This is a genomic window from Bifidobacterium dolichotidis (genome assembly GCF_003951975.1).
Taxonomy (GTDB): domain Bacteria; phylum Actinomycetota; class Actinomycetes; order Actinomycetales; family Bifidobacteriaceae; genus Bifidobacterium; species Bifidobacterium dolichotidis.
Genome location: NZ_QXGM01000003.1, coordinates 17,875 through 34,228 on the forward strand (window position 1 = coordinate 17,875; position 16,354 = coordinate 34,228).

The following is a 16,354-nucleotide window of genomic DNA, read 5'->3' on the forward strand; positions in this document are numbered from 1 at the left end:
ATTGTTCGCTAACACCGCGTGATGCTGCACTTGGGCCGACCACATGGGAAGATGAAGCTATGGCACAGAAGAAAGGTCCGACCAAGGGGTCGGGTGGAAAGCATCGTAATTCATTGCGCGGTAAGGGTCCAACCCCTAAGGCAGAAGACCGCGTGTATCACAAGGCTTATAAGGCCAAGCGCGCTGCAGAGCGTCATAAGCGTGCAGATCCGCGTCTGGCAGCACGTCGTCGCGTCGCTAAGTTCACTTCTGATTCCGACGATCTCGTCATTGGCCGCAATGCAGTGCTCGAAGCATTGCGCGTAGGCGTTCCAGCAAGCACGCTGTATGTGGCAGCTCGTTTGGAGCACGATGATCGTACGCGTGAAATCCTGCGTTTGGCAGGCATTCATGGTCTGAACATTCTTGAAGCTGACCGCTTGGAGATGGATCGCATTGCTAAGGGCGGCCATCACCAGGGCATCATTATGAAGGCTCAGCCATTCCAGTACAGCACGCTGCATGAGCTTGCTGAACGCGCTGAACGCAAGTCTCGCGCTATGGAAGAGGCTAAGTCCCAGTCAGCTCGTATTCAGGCACGCCCTCTGTTTATCGCTCTTGATGGCGTTACCGATCCACAGAACCTCGGTGCAGTTATTCGTTCTGCAGCAGCATTCGGCGCTAACGGCGTGATTCTGCCAGAGCGTCGTTCTGCTTCGGTTACGGCTGCTGCATGGAAGGTGTCTGCAGGCGCTGCAGCTCATATGCCAGTGGCTCGCGTCGTGAACCTGACGAAGGCTATTGAAGCACTGAAGGAACGCGGCTACTACGTCGTGGGCCTCGACGGTGGCGGTACTAAGGAAGTTGGCGATACGGGCTTCGAATCCGATCCACTCGTTGTGGTGCTCGGCAGCGAAGGCAAGGGTATTTCTCGCCTGACGCGCGAAGCTTGCGATTGCATTGCTGGCATTCCAATGTCGTCGATGGTTGAATCGCTGAACGCTTCGGTTGCCGCTGGCATCACGCTGTACTCCGTGGCGAAAGCACGTCGCGAAGCTGCTCAAGACTGAGCGCAACAGCAGAAATAAATAAAAGCGACCTCACGTTCCTGAACTGAGCCGCACTTGGTGAACGCAACAGCAGTTGCTCCCCAAGCGGCGTGATCTAAACGTGAAGGTCGCTTTATTATTCTTCGGGAGCACTGCTCAACGCAAGCATCATGCGGTAAAGTTGTGGGCTATGAACAATGAAGCGCAGCATCTTGACCCGCGTGTACTGAAAGCGACAAGCGTCAACGTTGACGAATCAGCCAACGAGACCGAAGAACCATCGTCGCTGAAGATTATGGCGTCGGTGTCAGATCCCAAAATGTTTACACTCCCTTGGGAGATGCCGCTTGCAACGTGGCCTAAGGAACTGCTCGTTAATCTTCCTCGCGGTATTTCTCGCCACGTGGTGCGATTTGTGCACGTGGGCGGCGAAGTCTATGCCATGAAGGAAATCACGCATACGGTTGCCGAACGCGAGTATGAGATCTTGCGCCAGCTGCAAAAGCTTGATTTACCAACGGTTCAGCCAATTGCTGTGGTAACGGGCCGTCATGATGAAAATGGTGAGCCACTCGAGTCTATTCTCGTTACGAAGCACCTGAAATTCTCACTGCCATACCGTGCACTGTTCGCGCGTACGCTGCGTCCGGACACTGCTGAGCGTTTGATTGACGCACTGGCTGTGCTTATGGTGCGTCTGCATTTGGCCGGTTTCTATTGGGGCGACGTTTCGCTGTCGAACGTGTTGTTCTTACGTGATGCCGACGCGTTCTCCGCTTTCCTCGTCGACGCTGAGACTGGTGATCTGCAGATTAATTTGACCGAGGGTCAGCGTGAGTACGACATTGATTTGGCACGTACGAATATCATCGGCGAACTTATGGATTTGAGTTCGGGCGAGCTGCTGCCGCCTGACGTTGACGAAATTGAGGTTGGCAACCGTCTTGTTGAGCGTTATCACTCGCTCTGGAGTGCGTTGACTGATACGAGTAATTTCTCGCCAGACGAGATGTGGAAGGTTGAACGACGTGTCAATATGCTCAATGACTTGGGCTTTGACGTTGATGAGCTCGAGATGAATACGACGCCTGATGGCAAAACAGTGCTGGTCCGTCCTCGCGTTGTTGATGCTGGCTATGCGAACCGCAAGCTGTTGAGGCTTACGGGTCTTGATGTGCAAGAGAACCAGGCTCGTCGTCTGATTAACGATCTTGATGCATACCGCGCTTCTACGTGGCGTGAAGGCGAAGATATTGAGGTTGTAGCAACCGATTGGATGCGCGAAGTCTTTGAGCCTACGGTGCGCATGATTCCGCGCGAATACCGTACGCAAATTGAGCCAGCACAGTTCTTCCATGAGGTGCTTGAGCATCGTTGGTATTTGGCTGAGCAGGCTGGCCATGATATTCCAATGGCCACTGCTGTACAAAGCTATGTCAAGAATGCACTGCCAAAGTACATGATTGATCAGCAGACCGTCGAACGCTTGAATGCTGAAGCCGATGATGGCGTTGTTGATGAGCAAAGCACGTACTTTACGCATCCTGACGATGACGACAACGGCTACTATGCCGAAGACGATCCAGATGCAGCCGTGTGGTCTCACTAAACAACAACGATGAGGCCAATGAACGAATGTCATCTCTAAACCAGTGTGTGCTCACTAAACCGTAAGTGAGCACACGAATAAGAAAAGCCCCGCCAAACGGCGGGGCTTTTCATGTCGAGGTAACAAGAGAGAAAGCGTTACCTCGGTTACATTCGACAGGAGAAAAACAGCAAAAACCTGTCAAACGCTTTCTAATATCACAAGGCTGAGTGACCACCCGATGTAATCGACCTAACGAACCCGAGTCCATCGGGCTATGCAAGGCTACTCACGCCATTGCGACACGTAGGGCTAGTTCAGACGCAGCTCTGTCGATGGGGCGAACAGGTGCATCTTTGCTGGGTTGATCTTGATCTTGACGATGTCGCCAATCTGTGGCAGCACGCGTGGGTTCACACGAATCGTAGTGAGCTTGTTCTGGTCGGACATCAGCGACGAAGAATCAAGCGTACGATCTGCATCATCCTTGATGATGTTGCCATAGATGTAGCCATCCGAGCCCAGATCTTCGACGTTCACAACCTTCAGCGAGAAGGCGTTCTCGTCATCTGGAGCTGCCAACGAAGCATCTTCTGGACGGAAGCCGACAACGATCTCGCCGTTGTCTTCTGGCGTCAGCTTGTCAACTGCCTCCTTTGGCAGTTCGATCGTATCTTCACCGATACGAGCATGGCCGTTCACGACTGGGTGCACGTTAATGTTCATCGATGGGGAACCGATGAAGCCTGCAACGAACACGTTTGCTGGACGATCGTACAGTTCGGTAGGAGCGCCGACCTGCTGCAGAATACCCAGCTTGATAACTGCAATACGATCACCCATCGTCAGGGCCTCAGTCTGATCGTGCGTCACGTACAGCGTCGTTACTCCGAGCTGACGCTGCAGAGCAGCGATCTGCGTACGAGTCTGCACACGCAGCTTGGCGTCAAGGTTCGACAGAGGCTCATCCATAAGGAAGACCTTTGGCTCACGCACAATTGCGCGACCCATTGCCACACGCTGACGCTGGCCACCAGACAGGGCCTTTGGCTTACGATCGAGGAATTCAGTCAAATCGAGGATCTCAGCAGCCTTTTCGACGCGCTTGCGAATCTCGTCCTTTGGCGTACCAGCAATCTTCAGGGCGAAGCCCATGTTGTCTGCAACCGTCATGTGAGGGTACAGAGCGTAGTTCTGGAACACCATTGCGATATCGCGGTCTTTTGGCTGCATTGTGGTGACGTCTTTGCCACCGATAAGAATGCGACCCTTATTCACTTCTTCAAGTCCTGCAAGCATGCGAAGCGTCGTTGACTTACCGCAGCCCGAAGGACCAACGAGAACGAGGAATTCACCATCTTTGATGTCAAGGTTCAGATCATCGACCGAAGGCTTATCATTGCCCGGGTAGATACGAGTCACATGATCGAAAATGACTTCTGCCATTATTCATTCCTTTCATCGGCAGGTACGTGCCGAACGATCCGTAGTGAGAGGTTTGGTTTTGTGGCTCTCAGCACGCTGCCGTCATCATCGACTCGGCTGCGGGCTTCGATTCCAGCCCATTGGACTCCCCGATGAGCCGTTTTTCACTATACACAAAGATGAAGGCTCGTCAACACATCTTTTCATATTGTTCACGAGAAATGCGCTTTTTCAGACGAAATTCCGCTGTCCGTCCAATGACCACGTTCTGAGACGGGCTTGCAAATGTTAGCAAGCCCGTTATCTCGCGTTTTTTCGGCGTTATTTAATTCAATTATTGAATTATTTTTCAAGGCGCCGTTGCATAGCTTTATTAGCACGCTTATTGGCGGCCGCTGCTCGCACGAATCGGCATAAGCCATGCCAAGAACGACCATTGGCAAAATCAACAATGGCGTCCACCATTGGCTCATCAAGACGACCACCCGTGAGCTTCTTCAACGAATGAGGCGTCATATAGAGCACAAAGCAAGCACCTAGATCTGGCGTACCCGACGTATTCAGTGATGCATAGGCCTTACGATGTAGCCTCTTCGCAATAGAACGTGCAATCCAATTCGACGATTTGCGCCAATCAGAAATTGGATCATCTGAAGTGAAGTAATGCGTGGTACGAGCTCGTGCCGACTTCGACTGTGAAACATCGGTTGCAGTAATACCGTCTGTTATCAGACGAGCACGCAGCGCTTCCCTACCGCCAAACAGCACTTCCAGTTCCTGCTCATTGGCACGCTGCGGTGCGCCCTCCAAATACGCACCGAGTCGGGCATCATATGGTTCAGGAGCCACGTCACCTGAAACAAAAATAACTTTTTGTAAAGGAAGATCGTGAGCGTTGGCGCCAACGGCAATACTGTATTGACCGCGCGTAACAGTCCAGCGGCCCAGCGTTGTATCGAAATGACGGAACGTGTACTCGTCGAACGGAATTGAGACCTCAACACTTTCGCCAGCCGGCACCTGCACTTTGGCGAAGCCCTTGAGCTCACGAGCAATGCGTATGCCACCACTTGGAGCGGCCGTAACGTACAGCTGCACCACAGTCGCGCCGTCGGGACCATCGACGTTACTTACGGTAACGGTGACGCCTTGTTCGGTAACCTGAAGATTCGAATACTCAAACGTGCTGTAACTCAAGCCAAAACCAAATGGGTAGCGCACTGGTTGACGAGCCGTTTCGTAATAGCGGTAGCCAACAAGCGGACCTTCGGCATAAATAGCATTGACATCTTTTGCTGGATAAATATTGGCATTCGGCACATCAACCAACTTCAGCGGCCAAGTCTCCGTTAAATGACCCGATGGATTCGTCTGGCCCATAATGACCGAAGCAATAGCGCGTGAACCACCTTGGCCAGGCAAGCCAGCATACAGAATCGACTGCACTTTATGTACCCAAGGCAGTTTCATAGCCGAACCACCATAGACCACTGCAATTACTGGCTTGCCGGTACGTGCCAATGCATCAATAAGCTCATGCTGCACACGTGGAATCTGCATGTTCTGGCGGTCAATGCCTTCCGATTCATAGGATTCTGGCAGACCAACAGCAACGACAATCGCATCCACATATCCATTGCGGCACAGCTCAGCAGCTTGACGAATTAAACGCACATGCGACTTACCATCGCGTTCATAACCCTGCGCATAGCCCATAACCGTTAAGCCTTCAGTACGCGTTAAGGCGTGCAGCAGGCTTTCGCTGCTCGTGGCATTAACCTGCGAAGAACCAGCACCTTGGAATCGAGGTGTACCTGCTAAATCACCAACCACGGCAATATGGGATCCCGCAGCTAGTGGCAATACCTTATTGTCATTGCGCAGCAGCGTTATGCATTGTGCAGCAAGATCTGCAGCGAGCTCATTGTGCTCGTCAATCATTGCTTGTGGCAGTTCAGGTAGTGCATCATGCGCTAATTCCTCAATCTGCGTTTCACGTGCAACACGTGCGAGTTCTGCTACACGATCATTGACGAACTGCTCATCTAGGTCGCCATGTTCCACGGCGTCTACAAGTTCACGAACAGGCACCATACCTGCGCCCGGCATTTCTAGTGTGGAACCAGCACGTACACCATCAGCAATATTGCGAGAACCACCCCAGTCAGAAACAACTAGGCCATCGAAGCCCCATTCGCCACGCAAAATATCATGCACGAGATGCATATTTTCATTCGTATACGTGCCATTAATGCGGTTATATGACGTCATTAATGCACGTGGATGAGCCTCGCGAATAACAATTTCAAAAGCTGTTAAATAAAGCTCACGCAAGGTACGCTCATCAACAACAGAATTACTGGCCATGCGGCGCAATTCTTGATTATTGGCTGCAAAATGTTTTGGACAAGCAGCAATTCGATTTGCTTGAATACCGCGCACAATTGCAGCACCCATACGACCCGTATGAATTGGATCTTCAGAAATATATTCGAAATTACGACCGCACAGTGGATTGCGCTTCATGCACAGACCTGGTCCAAGCAGCACATTGACATTTAACGCACGTGCCTCGGCTCCGAGGGCACGACCCATTTGCTCTGCAAGCGAAGGATCCCAAGACATACCCATCGTTACCGCAGCTGGGAAGCAGGTTGATGGTTGTGAATCCCCAATGCCGAGATTATCGCCCGAATCACTCTGCTTACGCAGACCGCTTGGGCCATCGCTCATATGCATTGGCGGAATACCAAGCTGTTCATCGCCTCGCGTTTGCCACTGCGACTGCCCCGACAGTAACGCAGCCTTGCGTTCGAGCGACACTTCATTCAAGTCTGCAGCATCATCTGCTTGCTGCTTGAGTTGCGTTTGACTCATTCGATGAACTCCTGTTGTTGCCTCAATTGCAATTCGTATGTCACAAAAGTCTGTTGTTACTATGTCTGCCTTCACGCTGAGCGGTAAGCTGGCGACACGTTCCCTTTACAATCTAACCATGACTCTTGCAAGCTGGCACAAAATTTCGGATATACCACTGTTCATTTTGTCGGTTGTATTTTTATTCGCCTACTCATGGTCAGTGTTAGCCGAAACGCATGTAGAGCTTTGCAACGCCGTTATTGACTGCATTTGGGTTATCTATCTTATTGATTACGTCGTTTCATTGTCTCTCGCAGAGAAAAAGCGACTTTGGATTAAACAAAATTGGCTGCTGCTGTTCACGCTCGTGTTGCCAATGTTCCGACCATTGCATCTATTGCGTCTGCTTGCTGTTATGCAGATTTTTAACCGTACGGCTGGTGGTGCTGTACGTGGCCGCATAACCGTATATGCAATTTGCATGTTCTCGATGCTCATTTATGTGGGTGCATTAGCTGAGTATTCGGTAGAACATAAAGCACCAGGAGCCACAATTACTACATTCGGCGACTCCGTGTGGTGGGCATTCGTTACCGTAACAACCGTTGGTTATGGCGAAGTACATCCGGTAACAACGATGGGTAAATGCGTTGCCGTTGGTCTCATGCTTACCGGCATTGCAATGATCGGTATTGTGACAGCAATGATTTCGTCGTGGATTATTGATCAGGTCCATCGTGAGAACGTCAATTCGGCACAACAGATTTCAGAAGGCGAAGAAAGGCGCACGGCTACATCTGCTGAGGCTCGCTTACTGCAGGCAGAAATGCTGCGTTTAACTGAAACAGTTGCCAACTTAAATAATGAAATCCAGCAATTGCATCGTACGAATAAACGTGCTCGCAAGCATACGAAGAATGCTGTAAAAAATGGCAAGATCACAGCAGAAACTGCAGCAGAAATTGCACAGTTGCATTCCACGCTCGTAGCCAATGCTGTTGATAAAACGAATGCTGCTCATGCATCAGCGGCAACTGCCAGTCCGAAGCACAACACTGCAGCGAAATCGGCAACAGCAGCCGCTGTTACTGCGGCCGCAGCAGCAACTGCAGCCACCACTGCCGCACGTAAAGCTGTTACACCTGCAGCACGTCCTGTCAAGCGCTATCGCAGTCAGAGCTGCTATCACGGTCCTCATCGCCGTCCAAGGAAGCGCTAACGCTCCTTCAAGAGGAACACTCAAGCCGCATTTCCTCGCGCTCAAAGTGAATGTATCGGTACTCGCTGCTGCGCTAGCATACGATGCTCGCTACGATGGGTCGCATGAATGACATGCATGCGCTGAATCTAGAACCAGGCGATCAAGTTGGCGGTTATACGCTCGTCAACCGTTTAGGCTCTGGCGCTATGGGCTCGGTCTGGAAAGTTGAAGATGACGGACACCAGACCTATGCGATGAAAATTCTGCTTGACTCGTTACATGAGGCACAGTCCGACGATGAGCAGCGTGACCAACTGACCGCACGCGAACGCTTACGTCGAGAAGCTATGGCATTGCGCCGTATTCATAATCCAGGTGTCTGCAGCATTGTGGATATGGAACTTGATGACTCTGTTGCTTTTATTGTGACCGATCTGATTGATGGCCGTAATTTACGTGACGATGTTGAAGCCAATGGTCGCTATGTTGGCCATGATCTTGAGCATTTGGCGAGCAAACTCATTGATGCTGTTGCAGCCGTGCATCAAGCAGGTATTGTGCATCGCGATATTAAACCAACAAACGTTATGGTTTCTACGCGCGGCCCTGTGCTCGTAGATTTTGGTATTGCTATGGGTGCCGGTGAAATGCATGTAACGCGTACCGGTTTAGTTATGGGTACACCTGGTTTTATTGCACCAGAAATAATTGATGGCGCAGAATCTGATGAACTGACCGATTGGTGGTCACTTGCTTCAGTTTTGGCGTTTGCCGCCACGGGTCGTCCTGTTTTTGGTACGAAGCCAATGATGGCTGTGCTGGAACGTGAAGCCAGCGGTAATGCCAATTTGGCTGGTCTTCCTCCGCGCACATTAGAAGCGTTCCGCGCGGCTTTACAGCCAGATCGCACTCAACGCATCTCGCCACAACAACTGCTTGATGCTATTACGCAAGATGCTTGGCAACAGCAGTCGTGGAACGATGCACAGAGCGGGGCGATGCTCCCTTTTGAGGTCGAGCAGAATCCGCGTTTAGCGTGGCGTACCGAGCCAAAAGTGCCTCAACCGCAACGTACTCGCGTTATGACGCAACAGATGCCTAGCGTGGGTCAGACAGCAGTACTTGATCAAACAACGCGGCTGCAACCACCCGCGGCACCGGCAGATTTGGACGAGCAGACGACGGCTTTGACGTCAGCCATGCCACAGGCGGCCGCACAGCCTGAACCAATGGCAGCAATGCAAGCGTCGCCTGCTCCAGAACCCGTAGTGACGCCTGAGCAAATTGAGGCTGTGCGCACGACTGTACTGAAGCGCGCGGCAATACTACCTGTAGCTGCTATGACGGCACTGGTGGCGCTGCTTGGTGCTTCGGTGCCAACGCTGGCCTTGCTGATTGGTTACGCCATGCTATGGCTGATCTGTTCACTGGGCTGCGCGGCGCAAACGCAAATCCGTCGTGAGGCCAAGCGCGGTGGTCTACGTAAGCATTCAGATGCGGTCAAACAGACTGTGAGCGTGCCTTGGTATCTAGTGCGCGGCCTCGTGCAGGCAATTCCTGCCTGGCTTATCAGTACGGCCATTAGCGTGGGGCTCGGAGCCCTCGGCAGTCTGGTGTTCTCGTTGCCAACAGCACCGATGAGCCTGACTTTTATTGCGAACGCAGGATGGCCTATGCCATATGACATGCCATATACGCAAACTGGCGCAGTACTTGGCATTAGCGCCGGTATTGGCTGGCTTATTGCGGCTCTTGTTGGTGGTGCGCTGCTGCGCATTGGGGCAGGCTGGATTGCAACGCCAAATACAGCAATTACATCTTCGCCTTCTCTGTCTCAAGCTGAGCAGCTCAATGGAGTAGGAAACGATTCCGTACCAGCGTCTCGCAAACGCACTATGGCATTGCATACACGCATTTTGCTTGGCATATGGGTGGTCTGCATAATTGCTGGATTAACGGTTCTCGTTGCACATGGCATGATCGATTGGATGCCACTGATGATGTTGAGCTACTGAAGTGAGCTATTGAGTTGAACCGATGAATTGAGCTACTAAACTGCAGCACGTACTCTTTTTGGAACAACTGACGTACTCAAGCTGTTAGCTCAGTAGTAGAGCAACGGAACCTCGAACGAATATAAGAAAAATCCGCCGCGTTCGCGGTAAGGCATAGCATTGCCGTCAATTACGGCTAGCATAAGGAACAAGCATTAGCACTGAACAGCAGGAAGGATCGTGTGATGGCCAAGAACGGCAATAACACGGAACGCAAAGCCATGCGAGCACAGCGTCGAGCTGAAGAGCGAGCAGAGCAGCAGGCGCGTGCAGCACAGGCAGCAAAAGAACGTAAGCAGCAGACGATTATTGGCACCATCGTTATTGTGTTGGTACTCGCATTGCTGGTTGTTGCAGGCGTCGCCGTGTATCAGCACACGCGTCCATCGGCAACGAGTTCGCAAAGCGCAAGCAATAAGCAAGCTGCTTATGAGCAGCTGCAGAACGCTTCGCCAAAGCCAAAGCATGCCGATGAGCTTGGTGGCATTCTGATTTCTAAGGACGGCTACAACAAGAAGGTTGCAGACGCTCCAACAATTGGCATTTACATGGACTTCATGTGCCCAGGCTGCGGCAACCTGAACCGTAACCTTGAAGGCGATTTGGCCAAGATGGTTGAAGCTGGTCAGATTAATTTGGATCTGCACTTCATGTCGTTCATGGATCGCTTCAGCACCGATGAGTACTCAAGCCGTGCAGCCAATATGGCGCTGTATCTGTCTGACCACACTGATGATCCTCAGCAGCTGCTTTCAGTGGTCAGGGCTCTGTACAGCAAGGACTTCCAGCCAGAAGAAGGCCCTGGCTACAAGTCGGTCAGCAACGAGCAGCTCGTTAAGCAGGTTGAATCAGCTGGTATTGACCCAGCTCTGGCCGAGGCTTCGGTGCAGCGCAACTACGATTCGTATCTGTCGGCAATCAACACCTACACGCCAATGCGTGAGGAACTGTGGAACGTTTCCGGCAGCCTCAAGGGTTCGATGACCACGCCAACCGTGACGATTAACGGTCATTTCTGGGATATGAACTCGGCCACGGCCACAACGCCATCGATGGTTGATGCATTTGTTCAGGCCATCGGTCTGCCAAAGGATGAGATCGGCGTCGCTGGCGATATGCCATCGATTGGCGCTCAAGGTAAGCCAGTTACGGCTTCGAGCCAAAACTCCGATGCTTCACCAAGCGCTTCAGAAAGTTCAAAGTGATTCGCAATAGCGTTTTACCGCTGAATTCCTAGCATTAGTGCACAAGAGTCCGGTCGAAAGGCCGGACTCTTTTTCAGAATGTTCACTTTTGATTCACTTCTCGTCGAAAAAGCTGGTATGCTATTGACCGGCTCACGGTGTTGAGGTAGTCTTCAACACTTGTGACTCGCAGAGTGATTTGCGAACGCCTCCTTAGCTCAGATGGCCAGAGCGGCCGCCTTGTAAGCGGCAGGTCGTCGGTTCGATCCCGACAGGAGGCTCTGTATTTGACCAATGTCGTTTCACTCATCAAACTACGCGGCGGGCTCAAAAGGCCTTGCCAGTTTCGTTGTTTTGAGCGATACTGACTGACCGAAATACAACTACGAAAATGTGCGGGAAGGCACATACAACTAATACTTCTCACGTGTAAGAGATCAGGGGCATCCCCCCAACCTTGGGCCCCTGACTCAGGCGAGGCGTCCCCCAACCAACCTCGTCTGTTGGGGGCGGGAACATCCCCTTCTCTCCCGCCCCCTTATTTTTTTATTTATTTCTGCTTCCACTACTATGGCCATAGCAAGCATGTAATGGAATACCCCGCATAGAAATCGCATTGCATGTATTGCAGCCAAGTGCTGTGGCATCTGATGTTATGCAAAATCCGCACATGTTGTTCTGGCCAGAGCTAGATGCCATGTGCGAACATAGAACTTGACTTTTACCGTATTATTTTTGAGCTTTCTGTACTACCTGTTTTCTCATTCCGTTGCCAGGAGGGTTCATGGCAAAAACTTGGTCGCCACATCGTATGACTGTGATGCGTCGAATTCGCGTTGCAGCCGTGGCAGCAGCCGTTACCGTGGCATCATGCATCACCTTTGGTGTAACCGCACGTAAGTCTGTTGCCCTTACCGTCAATGGTCAAACCACACATGTTACGACCTATGCGCCAAGCATTTATGCACTGCTCAAAGAGCAGCATATTGATGTAAAAACACACGATATTGTGACTTCGGATTCGCCAGAAGGTTTGACGGATCATGCCACGATTACCGTGAAAAGCGCCTATCAGACGACGATTTCGATTGATGGCCAGCAGGTGCCATTCTGGACCGTGGCCGACAGCGCTGAACAGCTTATTGGCTTCTTTGAGCAGAACAATGTAGAAGCTTCGCGCATTACGGTTGATATTCCAAACGTCTATAACCAGCTCACTGGTGGCATTACGATTAACGCGCATGGCCCAGTCACCGTTATTGCCGACGGCAAGACGATGGAAGCACCTGACGGCAATCAGCCAGCCGCTGCTATTTTCGATTCCTTAGGCATTACGATCGGCAAAGATGATCGTGTCAGCGTGCAGAAGAAAGGCAATACAACGATTCTGCGCGTGCAGCGCGTAACGCATGACCGTATTGAAGAGCACGAGTCCATTCCATTTGAAACGCGTACCGTCGTTGACGCTACGCTGGCACCAGGTGAAACCAAAGTCATGCAAGCTGGTGTCAATGGTGAGCGCGTTGCTACGTATGACGTGGTGTATGTAGATGGCAAAGAAGAGAGCCGCACACTCGTTTCCGAGAACGTTGTGAAGGCTGCTCTTGATCAAGTTATTGCTGTTGGTCCGCAGAAGCCAGAGACGAAGCCAGACACCAAGCAGGATCAGGATCAGGATCAGGATCAGAATCAGAAGGAACCTTCGCAGGAACCAAGCAAAGATCCTGAGCCAACGCCAAGTCCATCGTCTTCCGACAAAACGGATCCAACGCCAACGCCGTCACCAATTGATACACCACAGCCAAAGCCGGAGCCAACGCAGCCAACACCTTCCCCATCACCTACGCAGCCAACACCAAGCCCAAAGCCGGATCCTAAGCCAGATCCGAAGCCTGTGGATCCTGATGAAGAAGCAAAAAATGGCAGTCGTCTGTTCCGCCCTTCTCCTCAGGTAGCTAAGAACTACGCCGCTGGCGCTGCTGCACAATATGGCTGGACTGGTCAGCAGTGGCTTGATTTGGAGAAAATCTGGGAGCGTGAATCGAATTGGCGCTGGTATGCACAGAATCCATATAGTCCGGCCTATGGTATTCCTCAGTGCTACTACCCACAAAATATGGCAGCCTACGGCAAGTACTATCGCGATGATGCTGCCGCCCAAATCGATTGGGGCCTGAACTACATTGCAGGCCGCTACGGAAGCCCTATGAAGGCATGGGTGTACTGGCAAACACATAACTGGTACTAAACATAAAAGCGACTCCTCTGTGGAGTCGCTTTTTGCGTACTGCGTACTACATTAGCGAGTAATAGATAATACGAGAAGTGACTCCTATCTGCGATAGTTGAAGCAGAAATACAAAATAATGATCGAGTCGCGCAAACGCGGTAAGGGAGAGCTGTGGTCGACGAACGTCTTAACGAAGAAACGGGCAGATTGCTGGGAGCCGCGGACGTGCGCGCCATTGCAGCCGACGCGGGCATTAGTCCAACGAAAAAGTTCGGACAGAACTTTGTTATTGATCCAGGCACGGTACGCAAGATTGTGCGCGCGGCTGGCGTTAAAGCTGGCGACCGTGTGCTGGAAGTGGGTCCGGGCCTGGGCTCGCTGACGCTGGCACTGCTTGAGGCTGGCACGAAGGTTACTGCAGTTGAAATTGACCCACCAGTGGCCGAGCGTCTGCCACGTACGATTGGCGAGTATATGCCAGCTGCATTAGATCGCTTCCGTGTAGTCAATGCTGATGCATTGGCAGTAACGGCAGAACAGCTGCCTGAATTGGCTAATGGTGAGCCATTCACTCTCGTAGCTAATTTGCCATATAACGTGGCAACACCAATTGTGCTGACGCTGCTCGAGCGCTTTAGCAATTTGCAGTCGTTCTTGGTTATGGTGCAGAAGGAAGTTGCTGACCGTCTGTGTGCTCAACCAGGTTCGAAGATTTATGGCACGCCAAGCGTCAAATTGGCTTGGTATGGCACGGCTGAGCGCGCTGGCCTTGTTGGCCGTAATGTGTTCTGGCCTGCACCAAATGTCGATTCTGCATTGGTGCTGTTCCATCGTGCTCCAGAAGGCAATGTGGCTACGACACAGGGCTTTGGTAGCGATGCTGATCGCAAGCTCGTGTTTGCTCTGATTGATGCTGCGTTTAGCCAGCGTCGTAAGACGTTGCATGCTGCTTTGCGTAAGCAGATTCCTCAGGGATCGTTTGAGTTGGCCGGTATTGATCCAACGCGTCGCGGTGAAACGTTGACAATTGATGAATTTATTACGTTGGCTCAGGCCGTTAAGAAGCTTCAGGCTGAGCAGGAGTAATTCGTGGAAATTGATATGAATTTGCGTGATCATGCGCAAGGCACTGGCGTAAGCGTTGACTGCCCAGCAAAAACGAATCTGACGTTATTTGTTGGCCCAACGCATGCTGAATGGGGTAACCGTCACGAACTCGATACGGTTTACTGTGCACTTGGTGTATATGACACCGTAACGGTGGCTGAAACTCCTGCAGGACAAGGTTTCTCGCTTGATTTAACGGGCCGTTATTTAGGTGATTTGGCTTCGTCTGCTGCCGATATGCGTAATAACCATGCAGTTCGTGCACTTTATGCGTTAGCCGAGGCTTCAGGCCATGCACCAGATGTGTCTATTCGCATTGAAAAGCGCATTCCTGTTGGCGCTGGCTTGGGTGGCGGATCCTCCGATGCTGCTGGCACATTGCTCGCCTTGAACGAGCTCTGGGGACTGCACTGGCCTGTGGAACGTTTGGAGCCAATTGCTTCTACGCTTGGTGCCGATATGCCATTCTGCTTATCTGGCGGCTACGCGCATGGCACGGGTTATGGCGAGCTCATTGAACCGTTGAACGAGGCTTCGCCAGTAGTGCGCAAGCTCACTGCCGAGGGATACTGCGGTGAAGTGGTTATTGCCGCGTACCGCGCTGAATTGCATACGCCAGAGGTGTATAGAACATTTGATGCGCAGCGTGCTCTGCAGAACGCTGTGGATGCCAGCGAACAGCCTGAGCGTACGTCGTATAACGATTTGGAAGCTGCTGCTATTGCCTTGCATGCTCGTTCTGGCTTGGCTATTGAAGCCGCGCTAGCAGCAGGTGCTTCGCAATCCTTTATTTCTGGTTCTGGCCCATCGGTTGTGGCCTTTGTGCCAAATGCACAAGTTCGCGATGCGGTTATGGACAGCTGGAAGTCGCAGGCATTGGCTGATCGCATTATTACTGCGCACTCGGCCGTCACGCCTCTGCTGCATCGCAATGTTCCAATAGATGAATGATTCGTGTAGGGTTGCTAACCGTTCAACTCTGCAAGTAAACTCAGCTCAGGTATATTCGGCTTCTTACTCGTAAGCAAAGGAAGGGCAATGGCTCAGAACAACGAGGAATCTACGGAACGCATGATTTATATGCGTCGCCGCCAGACCATGGTGTTCACAATTGTTGGCGCAGTTTTGGCAATTGCGCTGTTTATTTCTGCCCTTTTCGTGTTCCACGTTGGTGGCTTGGGTGAGGCCAAGACGAGTGCAGCACTGCCAAATTATGGTCAGCCTGCTCCTTGCGCCGTGTCTTCCGATCAAGAAGTGAAGCCAAAGTACGTAGACAACAAGGCCGTTACGGTTCGTGTACTCAACGGCACGAAGTTCACTGGTTTTGCCAAGGCTGTTGGTGAGGCACTGAACAACCGTGAGTTCATTGTGAAGAATTACGAGAACTATCCAGACGGCAAAATTGAGCGTACACGCATTGTGTTTGGCCGTAACGCCATTCCTGAGGCTTATACATTAGCCAGCAATTTCACTGATGCTGTGCTCGTTATGGATGACCGTCAAGACAAGCTCATTGACGTTGATTTGGGTGCTACGTTCAAGGATCTGCGTCCTGAGTCCGAAGTTCCAACGGGTAAGGAAATCGTCAATATTGAGGGTTGCCTTCCTGCAGATCAGATGAAGGATCTGCCGAAGGCTCCTGAGCACGAGGCTGCATAACACTTTTCGTTCATAAAAA

The 16,354-nt window shown here is 51.6% G+C and carries 10 protein-coding genes, 1 tRNA gene and 1 pseudogene; 10 read left to right on the forward strand and 2 right to left on the reverse strand.

The genetic code is table 11. The features are described 5' to 3' along the window. Positions 1-59: 59 nt before the first annotated feature. Both rlmB and D2E26_RS06715 read left to right on the forward strand, forming a co-directional pair. Complete coding sequence (rlmB, locus tag D2E26_RS06710; RefSeq protein ID WP_125963958.1) at positions 60-1,049, forward strand: 23S rRNA (guanosine(2251)-2'-O)-methyltransferase RlmB; 990 nt, start codon at positions 60-62, stop codon at positions 1,047-1,049. Between the two features lie 169 nt (positions 1,050-1,218). Beyond that, entirely contained in the window at positions 1,219-2,637 is a 1,419-nt protein-coding gene (locus D2E26_RS06715; protein WP_125963959.1) for a DUF4032 domain-containing protein, read from the forward strand. A 291-nt stretch (positions 2,638-2,928) separates the two neighbouring features. Here D2E26_RS06715 and D2E26_RS06720 read toward each other — a convergent pair whose 3' ends face one another. Further along, entirely contained in the window at positions 2,929-4,062 is a 1,134-nt protein-coding gene (locus D2E26_RS06720) for an ABC transporter ATP-binding protein (RefSeq protein ID WP_125963960.1), read from the reverse strand. A gap of 321 nt (positions 4,063-4,383) precedes the next feature. Continuing rightward, positions 4,384-6,918 (reverse strand): glycoside hydrolase family 3 C-terminal domain-containing protein, encoded by a 2,535-nt coding sequence (locus D2E26_RS06725; protein ID WP_125963961.1) that lies wholly within the window; start codon positions 6,916-6,918, stop codon positions 4,384-4,386. A 118-nt stretch (positions 6,919-7,036) separates the two neighbouring features. Between D2E26_RS06725 and D2E26_RS06730 the strand changes: the two are divergent. The 8 genes and pseudogenes from D2E26_RS06730 to D2E26_RS06765 all read left to right on the forward strand — a co-directional run. Then, positions 7,037-7,777, forward strand: a pseudogene (locus D2E26_RS06730) (potassium channel family protein); the annotation flags it as partial. Positions 7,778-8,214: 437 nt separating this feature from the next. Further along, the gene (locus tag D2E26_RS06735) at positions 8,215-10,116 is read left to right on the forward strand and encodes a serine/threonine protein kinase (protein ID WP_125963963.1); all 1,902 of its coding nucleotides are present in this window, start codon (positions 8,215-8,217) and stop codon (positions 10,114-10,116) included. A gap of 224 nt (positions 10,117-10,340) precedes the next feature. Then, positions 10,341-11,360, forward strand: a complete 1,020-nt coding sequence (locus tag D2E26_RS06740) for a DsbA family protein (protein WP_125963964.1) — start codon at positions 10,341-10,343, stop codon at positions 11,358-11,360. Between the two features lie 186 nt (positions 11,361-11,546). Beyond that, positions 11,547-11,620 (forward strand) — tRNA-Thr (locus D2E26_RS06745). A gap of 503 nt (positions 11,621-12,123) precedes the next feature. After that, positions 12,124-13,587 (forward strand): aggregation-promoting factor C-terminal-like domain-containing protein, encoded by a 1,464-nt coding sequence (locus D2E26_RS06750; protein WP_125963965.1) that lies wholly within the window; start codon positions 12,124-12,126, stop codon positions 13,585-13,587. 153 nt (positions 13,588-13,740) lie between these two features. Continuing rightward, the gene (gene rsmA / locus D2E26_RS06755) at positions 13,741-14,655 is read left to right on the forward strand and encodes a 16S rRNA (adenine(1518)-N(6)/adenine(1519)-N(6))-dimethyltransferase RsmA (RefSeq protein ID WP_125963966.1); all 915 of its coding nucleotides are present in this window, start codon (positions 13,741-13,743) and stop codon (positions 14,653-14,655) included. A gap of 15 nt (positions 14,656-14,670) precedes the next feature. Further along, entirely contained in the window at positions 14,671-15,627 is a 957-nt protein-coding gene (locus D2E26_RS06760; protein ID WP_125964039.1) for a 4-(cytidine 5'-diphospho)-2-C-methyl-D-erythritol kinase, read from the forward strand. An 87-nt stretch (positions 15,628-15,714) separates the two neighbouring features. Beyond that, positions 15,715-16,335 (forward strand): LytR C-terminal domain-containing protein, encoded by a 621-nt coding sequence (locus tag D2E26_RS06765; RefSeq protein WP_125963967.1) that lies wholly within the window; start codon positions 15,715-15,717, stop codon positions 16,333-16,335. Positions 16,336-16,354: the final 19 nt, after the last annotated feature.

Excerpts from the sequence above, each read along its gene's own strand:
- D2E26_RS06760 (WP_125964039.1), top strand. The coding sequence starts at position 14,671 with ATGAATTTGCGTGATCATGCGCAAGGCACTGGCGTAAGCGTTGACTGC.
- D2E26_RS06740 (WP_125963964.1), top strand. The coding sequence starts at position 10,341 with ATGGCCAAGAACGGCAATAACACGGAACGCAAAGCCATGCGAGCACAG.
- D2E26_RS06720 (WP_125963960.1), bottom strand. The coding sequence starts at position 4,062 with ATGGCAGAAGTCATTTTCGATCATGTGACTCGTATCTACCCGGGCAAT.
- rlmB (WP_125963958.1), top strand. The coding sequence starts at position 60 with ATGGCACAGAAGAAAGGTCCGACCAAGGGGTCGGGTGGAAAGCATCGT.
- D2E26_RS06765 (WP_125963967.1), top strand. The coding sequence starts at position 15,715 with ATGGCTCAGAACAACGAGGAATCTACGGAACGCATGATTTATATGCGT.
- D2E26_RS06725 (WP_125963961.1), bottom strand. The coding sequence starts at position 6,918 with ATGAGTCAAACGCAACTCAAGCAGCAAGCAGATGATGCTGCAGACTTG.
- D2E26_RS06715 (WP_125963959.1), top strand. The coding sequence starts at position 1,219 with ATGAACAATGAAGCGCAGCATCTTGACCCGCGTGTACTGAAAGCGACA.
- D2E26_RS06735 (WP_125963963.1), top strand. The coding sequence starts at position 8,215 with ATGGGTCGCATGAATGACATGCATGCGCTGAATCTAGAACCAGGCGAT.
- D2E26_RS06750 (WP_125963965.1), top strand. The coding sequence starts at position 12,124 with ATGGCAAAAACTTGGTCGCCACATCGTATGACTGTGATGCGTCGAATT.